Annotated in this window: 18 protein-coding genes; 17 read left to right on the top strand and 1 reads right to left on the bottom strand. The window is 73.5% G+C overall.

What is annotated here, in order from left to right:
• Nucleotides 1-94: 94 nt before the first annotated feature.
• From ftsZ to PH191_RS29355, 17 genes are all read left to right on the top strand, one after another.
• Entirely contained in the window at nt 95-1,456 is a 1,362-nt protein-coding gene (ftsZ, locus tag PH191_RS29435) for a cell division protein FtsZ (RefSeq protein ID WP_274198186.1), read from the top strand.
• 103 nt (nt 1,457-1,559) lie between these two features.
• Nucleotides 1,560-2,255, top strand: coding sequence for a peptidoglycan editing factor PgeF (pgeF, locus tag PH191_RS29430; RefSeq protein WP_274198185.1), 696 nt, complete (start codon nt 1,560-1,562; stop codon nt 2,253-2,255).
• On the top strand, nt 2,252-2,995 hold the full coding sequence (locus PH191_RS29425; RefSeq protein ID WP_274198184.1) for a YggS family pyridoxal phosphate-dependent enzyme: 744 nt from the start codon (nt 2,252-2,254) through the stop codon (nt 2,993-2,995). Before pgeF ends, PH191_RS29425 begins: the two co-directional genes overlap by 4 nt.
• 86 nt (nt 2,996-3,081) lie before the next feature.
• Nucleotides 3,082-3,969, top strand: a complete 888-nt coding sequence (locus tag PH191_RS30170) for a cell division protein SepF (RefSeq protein WP_420791865.1) — start codon at nt 3,082-3,084, stop codon at nt 3,967-3,969.
• Nucleotides 3,970-4,458: 489 nt separating this feature from the next.
• Nucleotides 4,459-5,403 carry a DivIVA-like cell division protein Wag31 gene (gene wag31, locus PH191_RS29415; RefSeq protein ID WP_274198183.1) on the top strand — a complete coding sequence of 315 codons (945 nt, stop codon included), beginning with the start codon at nt 4,459-4,461 and terminating at the stop codon, nt 5,401-5,403.
• An 81-nt stretch (nt 5,404-5,484) separates the two neighbouring features.
• Complete coding sequence (locus PH191_RS29410) at nt 5,485-6,972, top strand: hypothetical protein (protein ID WP_274198182.1); 1,488 nt, start codon at nt 5,485-5,487, stop codon at nt 6,970-6,972.
• Between the two features lie 142 nt (nt 6,973-7,114).
• A complete protein-coding gene (locus tag PH191_RS29405) occupies nt 7,115-8,656 on the top strand; it encodes a potassium/proton antiporter (protein ID WP_274198181.1) in 1,542 nt (513 codons plus the stop codon).
• The gene (gene lspA, locus PH191_RS29400) at nt 8,653-9,204 is read left to right on the top strand and encodes a signal peptidase II (RefSeq protein ID WP_274198180.1); all 552 of its coding nucleotides are present in this window, start codon (nt 8,653-8,655) and stop codon (nt 9,202-9,204) included. The genes PH191_RS29405 and lspA overlap by 4 nt, the downstream gene beginning before the upstream one ends.
• The gene (locus PH191_RS29395) at nt 9,201-10,130 is read left to right on the top strand and encodes an RluA family pseudouridine synthase (protein ID WP_274198179.1); all 930 of its coding nucleotides are present in this window, start codon (nt 9,201-9,203) and stop codon (nt 10,128-10,130) included. Before lspA ends, PH191_RS29395 begins: the two co-directional genes overlap by 4 nt.
• Nucleotides 10,131-10,192: 62 nt before the next feature.
• On the top strand, nt 10,193-10,888 hold the full coding sequence (locus PH191_RS29390) for a hypothetical protein (RefSeq protein ID WP_274198178.1): 696 nt from the start codon (nt 10,193-10,195) through the stop codon (nt 10,886-10,888).
• A gap of 179 nt (nt 10,889-11,067) precedes the next feature.
• Complete coding sequence (locus tag PH191_RS29385) at nt 11,068-12,351, top strand: NAD(P)/FAD-dependent oxidoreductase (protein ID WP_274198177.1); 1,284 nt, start codon at nt 11,068-11,070, stop codon at nt 12,349-12,351.
• Nucleotides 12,352-12,446: 95 nt separating this feature from the next.
• Nucleotides 12,447-13,427, top strand: coding sequence for a malate dehydrogenase (locus tag PH191_RS29380; protein WP_274198176.1), 981 nt, complete (start codon nt 12,447-12,449; stop codon nt 13,425-13,427).
• 45 nt (nt 13,428-13,472) lie between these two features.
• Complete coding sequence (locus PH191_RS29375; protein ID WP_274198175.1) at nt 13,473-13,853, top strand: cupin domain-containing protein; 381 nt, start codon at nt 13,473-13,475, stop codon at nt 13,851-13,853.
• Nucleotides 13,854-13,887: 34 nt separating this feature from the next.
• Nucleotides 13,888-14,730 carry a 4-hydroxy-tetrahydrodipicolinate synthase gene (gene dapA, locus PH191_RS29370; RefSeq protein ID WP_274198174.1) on the top strand — a complete coding sequence of 281 codons (843 nt, stop codon included), beginning with the start codon at nt 13,888-13,890 and terminating at the stop codon, nt 14,728-14,730.
• A gap of 450 nt (nt 14,731-15,180) precedes the next feature.
• Entirely contained in the window at nt 15,181-15,924 is a 744-nt protein-coding gene (locus PH191_RS29365) for a hypothetical protein (protein ID WP_274198173.1), read from the top strand.
• Nucleotides 15,925-16,119: 195 nt separating this feature from the next.
• A complete protein-coding gene (gene dnaE, locus PH191_RS29360; protein WP_274198172.1) occupies nt 16,120-19,656 on the top strand; it encodes a DNA polymerase III subunit alpha in 3,537 nt (1,178 codons plus the stop codon).
• 31 nt (nt 19,657-19,687) lie between these two features.
• Entirely contained in the window at nt 19,688-20,074 is a 387-nt protein-coding gene (locus PH191_RS29355) for a VOC family protein (protein WP_274198171.1), read from the top strand.
• Between the two features lie 26 nt (nt 20,075-20,100).
• Here the strand turns inward: PH191_RS29355 and PH191_RS29350 are convergent, their stop codons facing one another.
• Nucleotides 20,101-20,565 carry a group II truncated hemoglobin gene (locus tag PH191_RS29350; protein ID WP_274198170.1) on the bottom strand — a complete coding sequence of 155 codons (465 nt, stop codon included), beginning with the start codon at nt 20,563-20,565 and terminating at the stop codon, nt 20,101-20,103.
• Nucleotides 20,566-20,640: the final 75 nt, after the last annotated feature.

Below are 20,640 nucleotides of genomic sequence, written 5' to 3'. Positions count from 1 at the left end.
GCCCCTCAACATAAACCTCCAGTCGAGGTCGAGGGTTGCGACACGCCGGACCCGGACGACGACCGCCGCCAGAACCCGCACGAAAGGCGAACTCATGACGCCCCCGCACAACTACCTGGCCGTGATCAAGGTGGTCGGCATCGGTGGTGGCGGCGTCAACGCCGTCAACCGCATGATCGAGGTCGGCCTCAAGGGCGTCGAGTTCATCGCGGTGAACACCGACGCGCAGGCGCTGCTGATGTCCGACGCCGACGTCAAGCTCGACGTCGGTCGCGAGCTCACCCGCGGTCTCGGCGCCGGCGCGGCCCCGGACGTGGGCCGCCGCGCGGCCGAGGACCACCGCGAGGAGATCGAGGAGGTCCTCAAGGGGGCCGACATGGTCTTCGTGACCGCGGGCGAGGGCGGCGGCACCGGCACCGGCGGCGCGCCCGTCGTCGCGAGCATCGCCCGCAAGCTCGGCGCCCTGACGATCGGCGTCGTGACGCGGCCCTTCAACTTCGAGGGCAAGCGCCGCGCCACGCAGGCCGAGAACGGCATCACCGAGCTCCGCAACGAGTGCGACACGCTGATCGTCATCCCCAACGACCGCCTCCTGCAGCTGGGCGACGTGGGCCTCTCGCTGATGGACGCCTTCCGCAGCGCGGACGAGGTGCTCCTCTCCGGTGTCCAGGGCATCACCGACCTGATCACCACCCCCGGCCTGATCAACCTCGACTTCGCCGACGTCAAGAGCGTCATGAGCGGGGCGGGCAGCGCGCTGATGGGGATAGGAGCGGCGCGCGGCGAGAACCGCGCGGTCGAGGCGGCGGGCAAGGCGATCAACTCGCCCCTTCTCGAGGCGTCGATGGACGGCGCGTACGGCGTGCTGCTCTCGATCGCCGGCGGTTCGGACCTCGGCCTGTTCGAGATCAACGAGTCGGCGTCGTTGGTCCAGGAGGCCGCGCACCCCGAGGCGAACATCATCTTCGGGACGGTCATCGACGACTCGCTGGGCGACGAGGTCCGCGTGACCGTCATCGCCGCGGGCTTCGACTCCGGGTCCCCGACGCACAAGAAGCTCGAGCCCCAGGCCCTCGGGTCGACGCAGGGTTCGTCGACGTCCACCGCGAGCGCCCAGGCCGGGCAGGTCCAGCGGCCGCCGGCCGGCACCCACGCCTCCCACGTCTCCCACGTCGGCGGGCCGACGCCCGCGGTCTCGGCGGCCCCGACGGTGCCCGGCTCGACGCCGGCCGTCGACCGCGCGTCGGTGGAGCGTCCGGCGGAGACCCCGGCGGCGGCGACCGCGTCCTCGGGCAACGGCGCCAACGGGTCCCACGGGTCCCCGGCGGCCCCGGCCGCCGCCCCTGCGGCGTCCACCGCCGCCGAGGGCTCCTCGACCACCCCGGCACGCGAGGCGCCGGCCGCCCGCAGCGCGGACGAGGACGACGTGGACGTCCCCTCCTTCATGAGACGCTGAGGGAGTGGCGGTCCGCTCCGGAAGCAGCAGTCCCGCTCGTCACCGCGATCCCGGTGACGGCGGTGCTGATGACGGTGGGAGGCCTCCGGTCCGGATCCGCCGGGTGGTCACCACCCGCGCGGGCGGCCGGTCGGCGGCGCCGTACGACTCGTTCAACCTCGGCGACCACGTCGGCGACGACCCGGCGGCGGTCGCCGCCAACCGACGGCGCCTCGGGAATGGCATCGGCCTGGGTCCCGAGCGCGTGGCGTGGATGAACCAGGTGCACGGCACCGACGTCGCCACCGTCACCTCGGCCGACGGCCCGACCCCCACGGCGGACGCGCTCGTCACCGACCGGCCGCGCCTCGCGCTGGCCGTCGTCGTCGCCGACTGCGTGCCGGTGCTGTTCGCCGACCCCACGGCCGGCGTCGTCGGCGCCGCCCACGCCGGGCGGCGCGGGGCGGCCGACGGGATCCTCGCGCGCACGCTCGAGGCGATGACCGAGCTCGGCGCCGAGAACGAGCACGTCGAGGTCCTCCTCGGCCCCGCGGTCTGCGGCCTCTGCTACGAGGTCCCGGCGGAGATGCGCGACGAGGTGGAGGCCGCGCTGCCCGGCAGCGCCGCCACCACACGGATCGGCACCCCGGGTCTCGACCTGCGCGCCGGGCTGCGCCGGCAGCTGGCCGAGCTGGGCGTCACGCGCGTCGACACCGACACGCGCTGCACCTTCGAGGACGACCAGCTGTTCAGCCACCGCCGCGGGCACCCCACGGGCCGCCTCGCCGCGGTGACGTGGTGGGAGTACCCGCGGCCGTGAGCGAGGCCGTGACGGAGGCGCCGGACGGTGGCGGGCGGCGCGCGGAGCTGGCCGCATCGCTGGCCGCCGTGCGCGAGCGGGTCGCGGCGGCCGCCCGGTCCGCGGGGCGGGACCCCGCCGAGGTCGGGCTGCTCGCCGTCACCAAGACCTGGCCCGCCGAGGACGTCGCGCTGCTCACCGACCTCGGGCTGACGGCCTTCGGGGAGAACAAGGAGCAGGAGGGCGCGGCGAAGGCCGCCGAGCTCGCCGCCCTGCGCCCGGACGTCGCGGCGCAGTGGCACGTCGTGGGCCGCCTGCAGCGCAACAAGGCACGGTCGCTGGTCCGGTGGGCGCACGCGGTGGACTCGGTCGACTCCGCCCGCCTCGTCGACGCCCTCGAGCGCGCCGCCGCGGCCGCCCTCGACGCGGGGGAGCGGACCACCCCGCTCGAGGTCCTCGTGCAGGTGAGCGTCGACGCCGACCCCGGCCGCGGCGGGACGCCGGTCGACGAGGTCCCGGCCCTGGCCGACCGCGTCGCCGACTGCGCGCACCTGCGGCTGGGCGGGGTGATGGCGGTGGCGCCGCAGGACGTCGAGCCGCGCGAGGCCTTCGCCACGGTGTGGGAGGTCGCGCAGGGGGTACGCGCGGCGCACGCGGGTGCGGTGACGCTGTCGGCCGGGATGTCCGGGGATCTGGAGGCAGCCGTCGAGTACGGGTCGACGGTCGTGCGTGTCGGAACGGCCTTGCTCGGGCGGCGGTGAGCTAGCGTCCCCTGTGAGTGAACGACACGGATGTGACTCATGCGCTGCACGGGGCGCGGGGTCCCCGTCGGACAGGGGAGACCGCCATGACCACTCTGCACCGAGTGAAGGCCTACTTCGGCATGGTCCCGGCCGACGAGCTGGACTCGTACGACGGCTACGACGACGACCGGTACGACTCCGAGCGTGACCGTCGCCCCGTCGACCGGCACACCGGCGACCGGCACCCGGTCGACCGCCACCGCTACGCCGCGGACCGCTTCGACGACCGGTTCGACGACCGCGACGGTGGCTACGACCGCTACGGCCGCGGCCGGCGTGACGACCGCGAGGACCGCGACGACCAGGAGCGCTACGACCGGTACGACCGGTACGAGGAGCGCCGGACGCCGCGCCCGCGCGACCCGGAGGTCACGGAGATCCGCCGCGAGGACGTCCGGCGCGAGGAGGAGCCCGCCACCGAGACGGTGTCGCGGGCCGGCCGCGGTCGCAGCTGGGCCCACAACACCGGGCCGAGCCACACCTCGGTGCGTCCCACCACCCACCGCACCCCGCCGTCGCTGTCGTCGGCGGCCTCCACCGGCTCGTCCGGCCCGGCGTCGTCCTCGTCGTCGTCCGACACCGCCGCCACCCCGGCCGTGAAGGGCCCGACGGCGGTGCCGTCGGTCGCCGCCGACCCGGACCCGGCGAGCGGGCCCGCCGAGATCACCTCGCTGCAGCCCAAGAGCTACAACGAGGCCCGGCTCATCGGCGAGCGCTACCGCGACGGCATTCCGGTGATCATGAATCTCACGGAGATGGACGACGCGGGCGCCAAGCGCCTCGTCGACTTCGCCGCCGGCCTCGCCTTCGCCCTGCGCGGCTCCATCGAGAAGGTCACCAACCGCGTGTTCCTGCTCTCACCGCCGAACGTCGAGGTGTCCGCGTCGGACCGTCGGAAGCTGGCCGAGAAGAACTACGCGTCGACCTCCTGAGAGATCTGCCTGAGAGACCTGAGAAGATCGCTCCGGGCGTCGGGTGTCACATCCGCGCCCGCCGGAGCGATGGACGGGGTGTGCGGCGCCCCGAGGGCCTCGCACGGCCGCGCCGCGCGGCCGATCGGGCGATGCGACTTCCGGCGCGCCGGATGGGCATTCCCGTGCGCCGAGCGTGCTCTGAGGGGCTCGCTGCTGCCCTCCGGCCCCGGCGGTCCCAGGATCCGCCCCTGTCACCGCACGTAGAGGGACACGGAACGTCACGACCCGACCGGCGGATCGCCCCCCGACCCGAAAATCGGTAGGTCTGTGGGTTTCCGGGGGCCCGCTCGTGGCGCTGCGTCACCATTCGGGCGTCGAGGGCAGCGCGTCACTGGACCCGTCCATTATGGTTCTGTCGCTCGCAGCGGTCATACTCTGCGAGTGGCGGAGCTCGAAGAGCCCGAGGTACCTGGGGTTCCGCAGCCGAGGAGTGCTTGAGGAGATCCGATGCCGCTGACCCCCGCCGACGTTCACAACGTCGCGTTCAGCAAGCCACCGATCGGGAAACGGGGCTACAACGAGGACGAGGTCGACGCGTTCCTCGACCTCGTCGAGGCCGAGCTCGGCCGGCTGCTGGAAGAGAACAACGACCTGCGCGAGCAGGTGGAGCAGCTCGAGCAGCAGCTCTCGACCGCCCACGCCGATCTCGACGACGCGCGCAGCAAGGCCGCCGCCGCACCGAGCCAGAGCTCGGGTCCGGCCACGCAGGTCTCGGCGCCGCCGCCGAGCCGGCCCGTGGAGGACGCGCCGCGCACCGTGCAGCAGCCGATGCCGCCGCAGCAGCCCCAGCAGCAGCAGCCGATGCCGCAGACGCAGCAGGCCGTCGTGCCCCCGCCGTTCGGCATGTCCGAGCAGGGTGGCCAGGGTGCCGCCGCCAACGGTGGCGACCACCACGTGCAGGCCGCGAAGGTGCTCGGCCTGGCCCAGGAGATGGCCGACCGGCTCACCGCCGAGGCCAAGTCCGAGGCCGACGGCATGCTCACCGACGCGCGCACCAAGTCGGAGCAGCTGCTCTCGGAGGCGCGCACCAAGTCCGACAGCATGGTCAACGAGGCCCGCACGCGCGCCGAGACGATGCTGAACGACGCGCGCACCCGCGCGGAGACCCTCGAGCGGCAGGCCCGTGACAAGGCCTCGACCCTCGAGCGCGACGCGCAGCGCAAGCACAACGAGACGATCAGCCTCATCGAGCAGCAGAAGGGCGGGCTCGAGAAGAAGATCGACGAGCTCCGCACCTTCGAGCGCGAGTACCGCACCCGTCTCAAGACCTACCTCGAGTCGCAGCTGCGCGACCTGGACGGCCGCGGTTCCGCCGCGCCGGACAACGGCCGCAACGGCAGCGGCGGGTACGCCACCAGCGGCTACGGCTCGCGGGCCGAAGCCGGCAGCTAGGGACGCCGCGGCCCGCGCCACCCTCCTCGGAGGTGGCGCGGGTGAGAGGCCCCTCGCCGCCCTGAGGTAGGAGTCCGACCGTTGCTGCTCCTCGTCCTTCTCTGCGTCCTGGTCGCCTTCGGGCTCCTGGTGGTCGCCGTCGTCACCTCGGTGGCGACGTGGGCCTGGGGGTCCGTGGTGGCCAGCGTGCTGGCCGCCGCCCTCCTGATCGCCGACGTCGTCCGTCGACGCAAGCGGGAGCGGGAGGGCCGACGCCCGGCCGACGAGGCTCCTGCCGCGTCCCCCGTCTCGTCCGGATCGTCCACGCCGAGTTCGCCGTCCTCCGGGTTCGCCCCGGGAGTCCACTCCTCGGGCCCGGGACAGGGCTCCCCGGAGACGGCGGCCCCGACGTCGGCCGGTCCGGCCTCGATGCCGGGCGCGCCCGTGCCCCCGGCCCAGGCCGGTGGACGCGGTCCACAGCAGGACGCGGGCACGGTGGCCGTCGGGACGGGGCCGCAGCAGCAGGGCCAGCAGGGTCCGGGTGCGCAGGGGCCTGGTCAGCAGGGTCAGGGCCCGAACGGCCAGGCCGGTCCGGGTGGAGCTGCGCAGGGTGGTGCCGCCCCGCAGGGCCGGCCCGGTGACCAGACCGAGCGCGACGGCAACGCCGGGCGCATCGCCGGTGTGGCCGGTGCCGCCGGTCTCGCCGGCGGCGCGGCGGCGGCCGGCGCGGCCGCCACGCGCGGCGGGGAGACCTCGCCCGGCACCGACCGGACGTCGCGATGGATCACCACCAACGCCCGCCCCGGCTCCGAGCCGTCCCGCGTCGCCGGCGCCCCCCAGGGGTCGCGGCTGCTCGGGACGCTCCCCATGCCCGGCACCCCCGCCGAGGCGCGCCTCGGCGGCGGACCGGCACGGACGGGCACCCCGTCCACCCCGAGCACGTCCACCCCGAGCACCCCGAGCACACCGTCCACCCCGCCCGCACCGTCCACCCCGGGCGGCACGCCGTCCCGCGGTGCGCCCGGACAGCCCGGCGGCGACGAGTCGGCCACCACCCGCCTCGACATGAACGACCTCGCCCGCATGCGGCAGGTCGCGGCCGACGGTGCGCCGCCGGCGGGCCGGTCCGACGCGGGCACCGCCAACGGCGGCCCGCCGTCCGGGCAGCCGCAGGGACCGCCCCACGGCCAGGCTCCGCAGGGCCAGGCTCCGCAGGGCCAGGCTCCGCAGGGCCAGGCTACGCAGGGAGCCGGGCGTCCTCCCGGTGGCCCGCCGCCCGGTGGTCCGCCGGCGGGCGGTCCACCTCCCGGCGGGGCACCGAGCGCCCCGCCACCCCCGCCGCCGGCGTCCCAGCCGGAGGAGGAGGTCGTCGACGACGCCGCCCGCCAGGCGATGGCCGAGCACGACGACGAGGTCCTCGTCATCGACGAGGAACCCCTCTTCCACCTGGGTCGCTGCAGCTACCTGTACGGCCGCGAGGTGATCCCGCTGCCGGCCTCCGAGGCGGTGGAGCTCGGGTTCACGGGCTGCTCCTGGTGCACGCCGGTCGCGGCGCTCACCGGTCCCCGCAGCGCCGACACCCGCCGATGATCGACCCCTGACCCACCTCTGACGGACCACAGCACGAGCGCGACGAGCCGGTGAATCGGGTCATCGCGTCCACATCCCGGGCGAACCGGGCACTCCGCGATCGCTAGGGTCGTGCCCTCCTGGAGGGGAGGGGGCACGCCACGTGGACGATCTGCCCCTCCTGCTCGGCGTCGGTGCGGGCGTCGTCCTCGTCTCGGTGCTCGCGGTGCGCCTGTCCACCCGCGTCGGCCTGCCCTCGCTGCTGATCTACCTCGCGATCGGGGTGGCGCTGGGGGAGTCGGGCCTGGGCATCCGGTTCGACGACGCGGGCCTCACCCAGGCGCTCGGCGTCGCCGCCCTCGTCCTGATCCTCGCCGACGGCGGCCTCTCCACCCGGTGGACGACGGTCCGCCCGGCCCTGGGCCTCGGTGTCGCGCTCTCGACGATCGCGGTGGCCGTGAGCATCGGGGTCACCGGCCTGGCCCTGTGGGCGCTGCTCGGGCTCGACCTGCGGATCGCCTTCCTCTGGGGCGCCGTGCTCTCGTCGACGGACGCGGCCGCGGTGTTCAGCGTGCTGCGCAACCTCGGCCTCAAGGGTCGGCTGGTCGGCGCGCTCGAGCTGGAGTCGGGGCTCAACGACGCCCCGGTGTTCCTCGCCGTGGTGCTGCTGTCGTCCACCGCCGCGCTGAGCTGGACCGACCCGCTGCTGGTGGTCTACGAGCTCGCCGCGGGCGGGCTGCTCGGCGGCGCGCTCGGGCGCCTGGGGGCGCTGGGACTGCGCCGGGCCGCGCTGCCGGCCACCGGGCTCTACCCGCTGGCCACGCTGTCCGTCTGCATCCTGGCCTTCGCCTCGGCGCAGCTCCTGCACGCCTCGGGCCTGCTCGCGACCTACGTCGCGGCGCTCGTCCTCGGGAACTCGACGCTGCCGCACCGCGAGGGCAGCCGGTCGTTCGCCGAGGGTCTGGGCTGGCTCGCCCAGATCGGGCTGTTCGTGCTGCTCGGGCTGTTCGTCTCGCCGGACCGTCTGGGGGCCGCCCTCGTCCCGGCGCTGATCGCCGGCGCGGTCCTGGTGTTCGCGGCCCGCCCGCTCTCGGTCGTCGCGGCGTCCGCGTTCGCGCGCGTGCCGTGGCGCGAGCAGGCCTTCCTGTCGTGGGCCGGTCTGCGCGGGGCCGTGCCGATCGTGCTGGCCCTCATCCCGCTCACCGAGGGCCTGCCCGGGGCCCAGGCCCTCGTGGACGCCGTGTTCGTGCTCGTCGTGGTGCTCGTGCTGGTGCAGGGCACGACGCTGCCGCTCGTCGCCCGTGCCCTCGGGCTCGCCGGGGGGTCGAAGGTCGAGGAGATCGAGGTCGACGCCGCGCCGCTGGACACCCTGCGCGCCGATCTCCTGCAGATGACCGTGCCCGAGGGGTCGAAGATGCACGGCGTCTACGTCCGCGAGCTGCGCCTGCCCGAGGGCTCGGGGCTCAGCCTGGTCGTCCGCGACGGCGCGAGCTTCACGCCGCAGGACGCGAGCCGCATCCAGGAGGGCGACCAGCTGCTCGTCGTCACCACCGAGACCGCGCGGGCCGCCGCCGAGGAGCGCCTGCGCTCGGTCGACCGGTCCGGGCGTCTCGCGCGCTGGCGCGGCGACACCGGCGGGTCCCCGTCGCTGCGCCGGCGGCGGGACGCCGACGACGGGACGGCTCCTGGGACGATGGAGCGGTGAGCAGCGCACCCACCGAGCCGGACAGCGTGCCGGAGGCATCCAGGGACCTCCCGCCGAGACGGCTCGTCACCCTCGCGGTGATCGCGGCGGTGGTGATCTCCCTCGACCTCGTCACCAAGATCGTGATGGTGTCGTGGCTGGCCGACGGCGAGCGGGTGCCGCTGATCGGCGACCTCGTGTCGTTCACCCTGGTCCGCAACCCCGGCGCGGCGTTCTCGTTCGCGACGGGCATGACCTGGGTGCTGACGCTCGTCGCGCTGGCCGTCGTGATCGGGATCGTGCGGTTCGCCCGGCGCCTGCGCTCGCGCGGCTGGGCGGTGGCGCTCGGGCTGGTGCTGGGCGGGGCGCTGGGCAACCTCGTCGACCGCTTCTTCCGCGGACCGGGCCCGCTGCAGGGCCACGTCGTCGACTTCGTCTCCGTCGGCTGGTTCCCGGTGTTCAACGTCGCCGACTCCGCGATCACGATCGGCGGGGTGCTGCTGGTGCTGCTCGCGCTCATGGGCCGCGACCTCGACGGCTCCTCGACCAGGGACGGGGCGACGGCATGAGCCTGCGCACGCTGCCCGTCCCGGACGGGCTCGACGGGATGCGGCTGGATGCCGGGCTCTCGCGGATGCTGGGCCTCTCGCGCACCGTCGTCGCGGAGCTCGCGTCCGACGGCGCGGTCCGGCTCGACGGCGCGCCCGCCGGCAAGTCGGACCGTCTGGTCGCGGGTGCCTGGCTCGAGGTCGAGATCCCGGAGCCGGAGCAGGCCGCCCTCGTCGTCACGGCCGAGGCCGTCGAGGGCCTGGTCGTGCTGCACGAGGACGAGGAGATCGTCGTCGTCGACAAGCCCGTCGGCGTCGCCGTGCACCCGAGCCCCGGCTGGTCGGGGCCGACCGTCGTCGCCGGGCTCGCCGCGCTGGGCATCCGGATCGCCACCGGGGGCGCCGCCGAGCGCCAGGGGGTCGTGCACCGGCTCGACGCCGGCACCACCGGGGTGATGGTGGTGGCGAAGTCGGAGCGCGCCTACTCGGTGCTCAAGCAGGCGTTCCGCGAGCGCACCGTCTCGAAGGTCTACCTCGCGGTGGTGCAGGGCCACCCCGACCCGAGCGAGGGCACGATCGACGCGCCGATCGACCGTCACCCCAAGCACGACTGGCGCTTCGCCGTCGTCACCGACGGCCGGCCCAGCGTGACCCACTACCGCACCCTCGAGGCGTTCCGCGCCGCGTCGCTGCTGGAGGTCGAGCTCGAGACGGGGCGGACCCACCAGATCCGCGTGCACTTCTCCGCGGTGCGCCACCCGTGCGTCGGCGACATCACCTACGGCGCCGACCCGACGCTCGCCCGCACCCTCGGTCTGACCCGCCAGTGGCTGCACGCCCACCGCCTCGGCTTCCACCACCCCGGCGACGGCCGCTGGGTGGAGTACGTCAGCGAGCCGCCCGCCGACCTGGCGGGGGCGCTGGAGACCCTGCGGGCGGCGAGCTGAACACGCCCGGGGACGAGCCCGAGGACGACGCCGACGACGGGCCCGCCCTGCGCTGGCCGACGGTGGCGATCGTGCTCGCCGTCGTGCTGGTGATCGCCCTGCTGACCGCCTGGGTGGCGGGGGCCGGCAGCACGCCGTCGCTGGGCGTGCCCGGCAGCACCGACGCCACCCGTCTCGGGCCGGCGCCGGGGGAGACCGTCACGGGGTACCTGGCCCGCGCCGCCGTGGTGCCGCCGGGCCCGCCCGGGCCGCGTCCCGCGCTGGTGCAGTTCGCGGTCGAGCAGGATCTCCCCGGCGCGGCGGCGGCCGTCGCGGGCACCGGGGCGACGGCGCGGGAGGCCGTGTTCCGGGTGCCGCTGCCGCGGGTGCAGACGGCGTTGCGCGGGGTGTCGCTCGACGCCACGGGCACGGTCGACCCCGTCGCGGCCCTCCGCCTCGCCGAGGCCCGCGCGGGCAACCAGGCGGGGGAGCAGGCGCGGACGTCCTCGGGTCGCCCCGCCGCGGTGGCGGCGGCCGAGTCCGCCCGCCTGTCGGCCGGCTGCGCGTGCGTCGTCGCCCTCGTCGTCGAGACGGACCCGGCCGCGGTCCCCGCCCTGCGCGCCCGGCCCGGGGTGCGGGCGGTGGAGGTCGCCCCGCCCGGGGCGCGGGTCGGGGCGCTCGCGGTGTCGCCGCTGCTGCCGGAACAGACCGACGACGGGCGGGACCCGCCCGAGACCGTCGGTCCGGTGCCCGACGACGGCCCGGTGCCGGCGGGATGACCGCCCGGCGCCTGTGAGGGGTCCGACAACCGACGGCGAGCTCTCCGTCCCTCCGCTCCGGCGTGGTGGAGGACGATGGAGGGTACGACCCTGAGGTACCGCCCGACGGGCCGGTGGTCCGGCTCCTGAATCGAACCGGCCAGCACCGACGGGCACGAGCGCGAGAGGAGCACGGCACCATGACCGCCGATCCGTCGACCCGGGGCGAGCCCACGGGGACGTCGATCACGGATGCCGACCCGCGCCCGCACGTCGTCGTGCTCGGTGCCGGGTTCGCCGGCATCGCCGCCGTCCGCGCCCTGCGCAAGGCACCGGTGCGCGTCACCCTCGTCGACCGGCACAGCTACAGCACGTTCCAGCCGCTGCTCTACCAGGTGGCCACCGGCGCGCTGAACCCCGGCGACATCACCTACGGCGCCCGCGGTTTCGCCGCCCACACCGGCGCGCGCTTCCGCAAGGGCGAGGTCCTGACGATCGACCCGGAGACGCGCACGATCTCCCTCGACGTCGGGCCCGACCTGCACTACGACTACCTCGTCATCGCCAACGGCGTGACCACCAACTACTTCGGGGTGCCCGGGGCGGCCGAGAACGCCTACCCGATCTACACGCGCGCCGAGGCCCTGGCCGTCCGCGACCGCATGACCGGGTACCTCGACCACATCGCCGCCACCGGCGAGCGCCGCGGCGCCTCGGTCGTCGTGGTGGGCGGCGGCGCCACCGGCGTGGAGATGGCGGGCACGCTCGCCGAGCTGCGCAACACCGTGCTGCCCGACCGGTACCCCGAGCTCGACCCGTCCGAGGTCAACGTCGTGCTCGTCGAGATGACGGACCGGGTCCTTCCGCCGTTCGCGCCGCGCCTGCGGGAGTACGCCGCCGCACAGCTGCGGGCGCGGGGTGTCGAGCTGCGTCTCGAGGCCGCGGTCAAGGAGGTCCGGCCGGACTCCGTGCTCCTCGCCGACGGCACCGAGCTCGAGGCCCAGATGACCGTCTGGGCCACCGGCGTCTCCGCGCACGAGCGGGTGAAGAGCTGGGGCCTGCGGCAGGGCAAGGGCGGCCGGATCGTCGTCGGCGGCGACCTCCGCGTGCCGGAGCACCCCGAGATCCTCGTCGCCGGGGACATCGGCGTCATCGAGGACGATCCCCTGCCCCAGCTCGCGCAGCCGGCGCTGCAGAGCGGCGGGCACGCGGGCCGGACGATCGCCCGGCTCCTGGCGGGCGAGCCCACCGAGCGCTTCCACTACAAGGACAAGGGCACGATGGCGACGATCGGGCGCGGCTCGGCCGTGGCCGACATCGCCCACGGGCCCAAGCTCGTCGGCGTGCTGGCGTGGCTCATCTGGATGTTCGTGCACGTCCTCGCTCTATTGGGTAACCGGAACCGGATCATGGTGTCGCTGGGCCTGACCTACCGCTATCTCGCGCAACGGCGCGGGCAGATGGTGGTCGGCGACCCGGGCTGACGCCCGCTGTGACCGAGGCGGCCTGCCTGCGCGTGCCCTCACCGGACATGCGAGGCTCCGCCGCGACCGACCTCGACGACCGAGCAGGAGCTCCGATGGCGCCCACCCCCGTCAACGTCACCGTCACCGGCGCGGCCGGACAGATCGGCTATGCGCTGCTCTTCCGCATCGCCGCCGGCGACCTGCTGGGGGAGGGTGTGCCGGTCCGGCTGCGGCTGCTGGAGATCCCGGACGCCGTCAAGGCCGCCGAGGGCACCGCGCTCGAGCTCAACGACAGCGCCTTCGAGCTCCTCGACGGGATCGACGTCTACGACGACGCCTCCCGGGCGTTCGAGGGCACCAACGTCGGCCTGCTGGTCGGCGCCCGCCCGCGCAGCAAGGGCATGGAGCGCGCCGACCTCCTCGAGGCCAACGGCGGCATCTTCAAGCCGCAGGGCCAGGCGCTCAACGGCGCCGCGGACGACGTCAAGGTGCTCGTCGTCGGCAACCCGGCGAACACCAACGCCCTCATCGCGCGTGCGAACTCCGACGTCCCGGCCGACCGCTTCACCGCGATGACGCGCCTGGACCACAACCGCGCCGTCGGTCAGCTGGCGACGAAGTTCGGCGTGCGCGTCGGCTCGGTCTCCAAGATGACGATCTGGGGCAACCACTCGGCCACCCAGTACCCCGACGTCACCTACGCCGAGGTCGACGGCAAGCCGATCGGCGACCAGGTCGACCGGAGCTGGCTGACCGACGAGTTCATCCCGCGCGTGGCCAAGCGCGGCGCCGAGATCATCGAGGTCCGCGGCGCCTCGTCGGCCGCGTCGGCCGCCGCCGCCGCGATCGACCACGTCCACACCTGGGTCAACGGCACCAAGCCGAACGACTGGACCTCGGCGGCGATCGTCTCCGACGGCTCCTACGGCGTCCCCGAGGGCCTCGTGTCGTCGTTCCCGGTCACGGCCTCGAACGGGAAGTTCGAGATCGTCCAGGGCCTCGACATCAGCGACTTCTCCCGCGAGCGCATCGACGCGTCGGTCAACGAGCTGGCCGAGGAGCGCGAGGCCGTGCAGAAGCTCGGTCTCGTCTGATCCTGGCTGCGTCTGATCCTGGCTGCGTCTGACATCGTTGCCCGCGTGAGCAGCGAACCCGTCGAGGTCTTCCGCGGCGACGAGCTCGCCGAGGGCGACCCGACGCCCGGGATGCGCCGCGAGGTGGCGTTCTCGACCGACGCGTTGTGGGCCGGGCTCGTGCACACCGATCCCGGTGCCTCGTCCGGGTGGCACCACCACGGCGAGCACGAGACGAGCCTGTACGTCGTGCGCGGCGCGATGCGCCTGGAGTTCGGCCCCGGCGGCGGCGACGCCGTCGAGGCCGGACCCGGCGACTTCCTGCGCGTACCGCCCCACACGGTGCACCGCGAGTCGAACCCCACGGGCGAGCGGTCGACCGCCGTCATCGGGCGTGCCGGCGAGGGCCCGCCCACGGTGAACGTCGACGGGCCGGACCCGGCGTAGACCGCGGGTGGGCCGGTCAGGCAACCTGAAAGCCATGAGCCTCGGCGCCGTCCTCACCGCCATCGTGACCCCGTTCGCCCGCGACGGTTCGGTCGACGAGAAGGCCTTCGTCGACCTGATGGGCCACCTGTACGCGAACGGCACCGACGGGCTCGTGGTGTGCGGGACCACCGGCGAGGCGTCGACGCTGTCCACCGAGGAGCACCTGCGCCTCGTCGAACTGGCCGTCGAGCACCGTCCGGCCGGGGCCACCGTCGTCGCCTCCACCGGCTCCAACGACACCCGGCACGCGTGCGAGATGACCGAGCGGGCCACCGCGGCGGGTGCCGACGCGATCCTCTCGGTGACGCCGTACTACAACAAGCCGAACCGGCGGGGCATGCTCGCGCACTTCGGCGAGGTCGCCCGGGCCACCGACAAGCCCGTCGTGCTCTACAACATCCCCTCGCGGTGCGTGGTCGACCTGCCCAACGACCTGCTCGCCGAGCTCGCCCAGATCGAGCGGATCGACTACGTCAAGCAGGCCAACAACGCCAACCTCGCGCCCGTCGACGGCCTGGGGATCTACGCCGGCAACGACGACCTGTTCGGCTCGGTGCTCGAGATGGGCGGCTGCGGCGGGATCCTCGTCGCGAGCCACGTCGTCGGCCCGGCCATGCGCCGCATGGTCGACGAGCCGGACCAGCGCGCCGAGATCGAGGCCTCGCTCAAGCCGCTGTTCGACGCCCTGGGCGTCACCACCAACCCGATCCCGGTCAAGGCGGCCCTCGACCTCCTCGGCCGCCCCGTCGGCGGCCTGCGCCTGCCGATGGTCGAGGCCGACGAGCACGAGCGCGAGGTCGTGCGCGCGGCCCTCGTGGGGGCGGGGCTGCTGTAGCCGAGCGGCGGCACGCGCATGGAGATCACGAGGGCGAGGAGCACCTCACGGGGCTCGTTTCGGTCGCTGGTGCACTGCTGATCTTCTGGCGGGGCCGCGGTGGCGGGGGGTGCGTCGCGGACTTCCTCCCCCTCTCTCGTCCGGCTGGTCGCGGGAGCGGTGGCGGTGGCCGGCGAGGGCGATGGGGCGTGGCTCGACCGGTTGGACGGCGACCGCGAGACCGCGACACGCCCCTGAGCCCACCGCGAAGGGCACGGTGCGCATGATCGTCGGGCGCCGGCCGCTGCCGAACGTGCCCCTCGTGCGCGGAGGCCGGCGCGTTGGTGATCATCAGCCCGCAGGGTCGGTCGATCTCTGTCGTGACCGTGCGGGCTGGCTGACCATCGAGGCCCCCGGCGTTGTCGGGGGTGCGGCGCATGCTGCGACTCGGGACGACCCCGAGGAGGAGCGATGGGCAGGCGCAGGCGCGACGGGCAGCGGCGGGCGGCGAAGGTGGAGGCGCGCCGGAGGCGCCGGGAGGCGATGGTGCGGCCGAGGCGCAGCGGTCACGGGCCCGCCGGCGTGGCGCCCGCGACGTCCCGGTCTCCCCGGATCGGTCCGGCCGAGATCGGCCCCGATCCCGGAGGGTGCGAGGACGACCTCCGGGACGACCTCCAGGACGACGACGACCCCTGGGACGAGTTCGACGACGACCTGGACGACGACCTCGATGACGCTCTCGACGACGAGCCCGGCCCGCTCGAGGCGCTCCAGGACCGCATCCGTGCCGTGGTCGCGGAGACCGTCGAGCGGCGCGACCCCGAGGTCGCCCGCCGGTTCGTCGCGGGGACGCCCCACGACGAGGCCCGCTCCTCGTCGGGCGACCGGACCCTGATCGACCTGTTCGTCGCGTCGTGGCTCCTCAAGGCGCGGCGGCGGCGCTCGGACCCCGACCTGGCCCGCCGGTCCGTCACCTGGGTCGGTGAGCACCTGGGGGAGACGGCGCCGGTTGTGGCGGACGCCGCCCGGATGCTGGGGCCGAAGGCCGCCGAGGCGGCCCGCGAGCACTTCCTCCGGACACCGCTCGACCTCCTCGTCGCCCGCCTCTGGCTGCTGGCCGGGGTGGTCGCGCAGGCCCCGGTGCGCGACCCCGTGCGGATCGACCTCCTGAGCGCCGCCGATGACGTCCACCGACGTGCCCTGGGGCCCCTGTGACACGTGGGACGAGCCCGGATCCGGGCGACACGCCGGGCCCCGGGAGGTGAGCAGCGCGGACGGTCGGAGGGCTCGGGGAGGGGCGTCGCTGTCGGGGGGCGCGGATAGGCTGGGCCCGTCCCCGCCGACCCCGTCCCGCCTCCCGGGACCCCCTCGGCGGCACCCCGTTCCCGGCGCTCCTGGAGGTCCCGCGACGTGACCGGCGACTCGTTCGTTCACCTGCACACGCACACCGAGTTCTCGATGCTCGACGGTGCCGCGCGCCTGGACGACCTGTTCGCCGAGGCCGCGCGCATGGGGATGCCGGCGCTGGCGATGACCGACCACGGCAACACCTTCGGCGCCTACGAGTTCTGGAAGAAGTCGAAGGCGCACGGGGTCAAGCCGATCATCGGCATGGAGGGCTACCTCGCGCCCGGCAGCCGTCACGAGCGCAAGCGGGCCACGCTCGGCGGTCAGGTCATCTCGGACGACAACCCGGGCCAGATGTACACCCACATGACGCTGCTGGCCGAGAACACGGAGGGGATGCACAACCTCTTCCGGCTCTCGAGCCTCGCCAGCCTCGAGGGGTACTACTACAAGCCGCGCATGGATCGCGAGCTGCTCGAGACCTACGGCAAGGGGATCATCGCGACGACGGGCTGCCCGTCGGGCGAGGTGGCGCGCTACCTGCAGCAGGACGACTTCGACGGCGCCTGCCAGGCCGCCAGCGACTACCGCGACATCTTCGGCGCGGAGAACTTCTTCTGCGAGCTCATGGACCACGGCATCGAGATCGAGCGCCGGGTCCGCGACGACCTCTACGACCTCAAGAAGAAGCTCGACCTGCCGGGTCTCGCGACGAACGACCTGCACTACACGTACGCCAAGGACGCGAAGCCGCACGAGGTGCTGCTCTGCGTCCAGACCGGCAAGACGATGAACGACCCGAACCGTTTCCGGTTCGACGCGCAGGACTTCTACCTCAAGAGCGCGCAGGAGATGCGCGCCCAGTGGGACGGCGTCTTCCCCGAGGCGTGCGACAACACCCTGGCCATCGCCGAGCGGGTGCACGTCGAGTTCACCGAGGGCCGCGACCTGCAGCCGGTGGCGCCGGTGCCCGAGGGCGAGACCGAGGGCTCCTGGCTGGTCAAGGAGGTCGAGCGGGGGCTGCACTGGCGGTTCCCGAACGGCGTCCCGGAGAACTACCGCAAGCAGGCCGAGTACGAGGTCTCGGTCATCATGCAGATGGGCTACCCAGGCTACTTCCTGGTGACGGCCGACCTGCTCAACTACGCCCGCTCGGTCAACCTGCGCGTCGGCCCCGGCCGCGGGTCGGCGGCGGGGAGCCTGGTCGCCTACGTCCTCGGCATCACCGACCTCGACCCGATCCACCACAAGCTGATCTTCGAGCGGTTCCTCAACCCCGAGCGCGTCTCCATGCCCGACATCGACATGGACTTCGACGAGCGCCGGCGCGGCGAGATGATCCGCTACGTCACCGAGAAGTACGGCGAAGAGAAGATCGCGCAGATCATCACGTACTCCACGATCAAGGCGAAGGCCGCGATCAAGGACTCCGCGCGCGTGCTCTTCGGGCAGCCGGGCTACGCCGTGGCCGACCGCATCACGAAGTCGATGCCGCCGGCGGTCATGGGCAAGGACATCCCGCTCTCCGGGGTGTTCGACCCCAGCCACAAGCGCTACTCCGAGGCCGCCGAGATGCGTGCCCTGTACGAGTCCGACGCGCAGGTCAAGGAGATCGTCGACACCGCCAAGGACCTCGAGGGCCTCAAGCGGCAGTGGGGCGTGCACGCCGCCGGCGTGATCATGTCCAAGGAACCGCTGATCGACGTCATCCCGATCCAGCGGCGTGAGGCCGACGGCGCCATCATCACGCAGTTCGACATGGGGGTCTGCGAGACCCTCGGCCTGCTGAAGATGGACTTCCTGGGCCTGCGCAACCTCACGATCATCGACGACGCGCTCAACAACATCACGCTCAACGGCAAGGAAGCGCTCGACCTCGACAACCTCGGGCTCGACGACAAGGCCACCTACGAGCTCCTGTCCCGCGGCGAGACGCTCGGGGTGTTCCAGCTCGATGGCGGGCCGATGCGCGACCTCCTGCGCCGCATGGCCCCCACCGAGTTCGACGACATCTCGGCCGTCGGCGCGCTGTACCGGCCCGGCCCGATGGGCGCCAACGCCCACAACGACTACGCCGACCGCAAGAACGGCCGCCAGGAGGTCACGCCGATCCACCCGGAGCTCGCCGAGCCCCTCAAGGAGGTCCTCGGCGAGACCTACGGCCTGATCGTCTACCAGGAACAGGTCATGGCGATCGCCCAGGTGCTCGCGGGCTATTCGCTGGGCAAGGCCGACCTCCTGCGGCGCGCCATGGGCAAGAAGAAGAAGGAGATCCTCGACAAGGAGTACGAGGGTTTCGCCCAGGGCATGAAGGACAACGGCTACTCGGCCGCGGCGATCAAGACGCTGTGGGACATCCTGCTGCCGTTCTCCGACTACGCGTTCAACCGCGCGCACTCCGCGGCCTACGGCGTCGTGTCGTACTGGACGGCGTATCTCAAGGCCAACTACCCCGCGGAGTACATGGCCGCGGTGCTCACCAGCGTCCGCGACGACAAGGACAAGGCGGCGATCTACCTCGCCGAGTGCCGCAGGATGGGCATCACGGTGCTGCCGCCCGACGTCAACGAGTCGGTGCTCAACTTCGCCCCGGTCGGCACCGACATCCGCTTCGGGCTCGGCGCGATCCGCAACGTCGGCACCAACGTCGTCGACGCCATCGTCACCTCCCGCCGCGAGAAGGGCCCCTTCACCGACTTCTCGGACTTCCTGCGCAAGGTCCCGCAGCAGGTCTGCAACAAGAAGACGGTCGAGTCGCTGATCAAGGCGGGCGCCTTCGACTCGCTGGGCCACCCGCGCAAGGGCCTCGCCCTGGTGCACGCCGAGGCCGTCGACGCGGTCATGACCACCAAGAAGGCCGAGGCCGACGGGCAGTTCGACCTCTTCGGGAGCTTCGACGGGCCGGACGAGGGGTCTGCCGACACGACGGGCATGTTCGACGTCAAGGTGCCCGAGGGCGAGTGGGAGCCCAAGCACCGCCTCGCGCTCGAGCGGGAGATGCTCGGTCTCTACGTGTCGGGGCACCCGCTCAACGGCCTCGAGCAGGTCCTCGCCAGCCGGGCCGACACCGCGATCACGAAGATCCTCGAGGGCGACGTCGCCGAGGGCGCGACCGTCACGGTCGGCGGCATCCTCGCCACCGTCACCCGGCGGGTGAACAAGAAGGGCGAGCCCTGGGCGTCGGCGCAGATCGAGGATCTCGCCGGTGGCATCGAGGTGCTGTTCTTCCCGCGCACCTACGCCGCGGTGTCGATCGACGTCGCCGAGGACGCGATCGTGCTGGTCAAGGGCAAGGTCAACAAGCGGGACGACCGCGTCAGCCTGTTCGTGGAGGACCTCGCGGTGCCCGATCTCTCCGGTGGGGTCGGCGGCGCGCCGGTCAAGGTCGTCCTCGAGAGCGCGCGCTGCACCCCGGAGCGGGTCGGCAAGCTCAAGGAGGTCCTCGTCGCCCACCCGGGCCCGAGCGAGGTGCACCTGACGCTCATGGCCGCCAACGGGGCGAGCCACGTGCTGCGTCTCGACGACGGGCTGAAGGTCCAGAACTCCGGCGCCCTCATGGGTGACCTGAAGGCCCTGCTCGGTCCACGCTGTCTGGGCTGAGCACGCTGACGCACGCTGGGAGGAGCCGGTCATGAGCGGTCGGGTGGTCCATTTCGAGGTCCCGTTCGACGACGGCGACCGCGCGCGAGCGTTCTACGGCGCGATCTTCCGGTGGACGCTGCAGGACATGCCCGGCATGGACTACACGATCGCCATGAGCGGCCCCGTCACCGAGACCGGGGAGCCGGAGGAGGCCGGCTTCATCAACGGCGGGATGTTCCAGCGGGGTCCGGACACCCCGCGCAGCCCGGTGCTGGTCGTGGACGTCGGCGACATCGACGAGACCCTCTCCCGGGTCGCCGAGTACGGCGGCACGGTGGTGCAGGGCAAGCAGCCGGTCGGCGAGATGGGCTTCGCCGCGTACTTCCGCGACACCGAGGACAACGTCGTCGGGCTGTGGGAGACCGCGGGCGGCTGAGGGTCGCACCGAGGGTCACCCTGAGGTCACACCGAGAGCCCGTCCCAGGTCCACCGGGGCATCGCCGCTCCCGCCGGGACCTCGGCCCCGGGCGGTGAGTACACGAGGACGTCGGCCACGGCCCACTCCATGTAGGCGCGCAGGCAGGCCCGCAGCTCGGGGTCGTCCGGCACGCCGGCGTCGTCGAGGGCCAGCAGGAAGCACGCGAGGAAGCGGCGCCCGAGGTCGTCGATCTCCCCGTTGCCGCTGTGCAGCCACAGCACGTGCGTCTGGTCGGCGCACCCCCGGGAGTAGCGCGCGGGGCCGCCGAGCACCTCCGCCCAGTAGGCCGCGAGCCGCTCGACGTGCTGCGGGTGCTGGTCGGAGCCCGAGAACGGGTGCTCGAGCTCGGGGTCGGCGAGGCAGCGCCGGTGGTGCGCCCAAGCCAGGGCGAGGAACGCGTCGTCGCCGCCGACGGCGTCGTAGGGCGTCGGTCGTCCTGCTGTGGTCACGTCGGGAAGCGTGACCCGGTCCTGAGCATCCGACAAGCATCGGCCTCTTGACCGGGGCCGGGAACGCGGCGCACG

It is taken from the genome of Actinomycetospora callitridis, from assembly GCF_028737265.1.
GTDB classification, from domain to species: Bacteria; Actinomycetota; Actinomycetes; order Mycobacteriales; family Pseudonocardiaceae; genus Actinomycetospora; species Actinomycetospora callitridis.
This window is presented reverse-complemented; position numbering and strand designations above follow the sequence as displayed.

Excerpts from the sequence above, each read along its gene's own strand:
- PH191_RS29385 (WP_274198177.1), top strand. The coding sequence starts at position 11,068 with ATGACCGCCGATCCGTCGACCCGGGGCGAGCCCACGGGGACGTCGATC.
- ftsZ (WP_274198186.1), top strand. The coding sequence starts at position 95 with ATGACGCCCCCGCACAACTACCTGGCCGTGATCAAGGTGGTCGGCATC.
- PH191_RS29365 (WP_274198173.1), top strand. The coding sequence starts at position 15,181 with ATGGGCAGGCGCAGGCGCGACGGGCAGCGGCGGGCGGCGAAGGTGGAG.
- PH191_RS29380 (WP_274198176.1), top strand. The coding sequence starts at position 12,447 with ATGGCGCCCACCCCCGTCAACGTCACCGTCACCGGCGCGGCCGGACAG.
- PH191_RS30170 (WP_420791865.1), top strand. The coding sequence starts at position 3,082 with ATGACCACTCTGCACCGAGTGAAGGCCTACTTCGGCATGGTCCCGGCC.
- dapA (WP_274198174.1), top strand. The coding sequence starts at position 13,888 with ATGAGCCTCGGCGCCGTCCTCACCGCCATCGTGACCCCGTTCGCCCGC.
- PH191_RS29395 (WP_274198179.1), top strand. The coding sequence starts at position 9,201 with ATGAGCCTGCGCACGCTGCCCGTCCCGGACGGGCTCGACGGGATGCGG.
- PH191_RS29355 (WP_274198171.1), top strand. The coding sequence starts at position 19,688 with ATGAGCGGTCGGGTGGTCCATTTCGAGGTCCCGTTCGACGACGGCGAC.
- wag31 (WP_274198183.1), top strand. The coding sequence starts at position 4,459 with ATGCCGCTGACCCCCGCCGACGTTCACAACGTCGCGTTCAGCAAGCCA.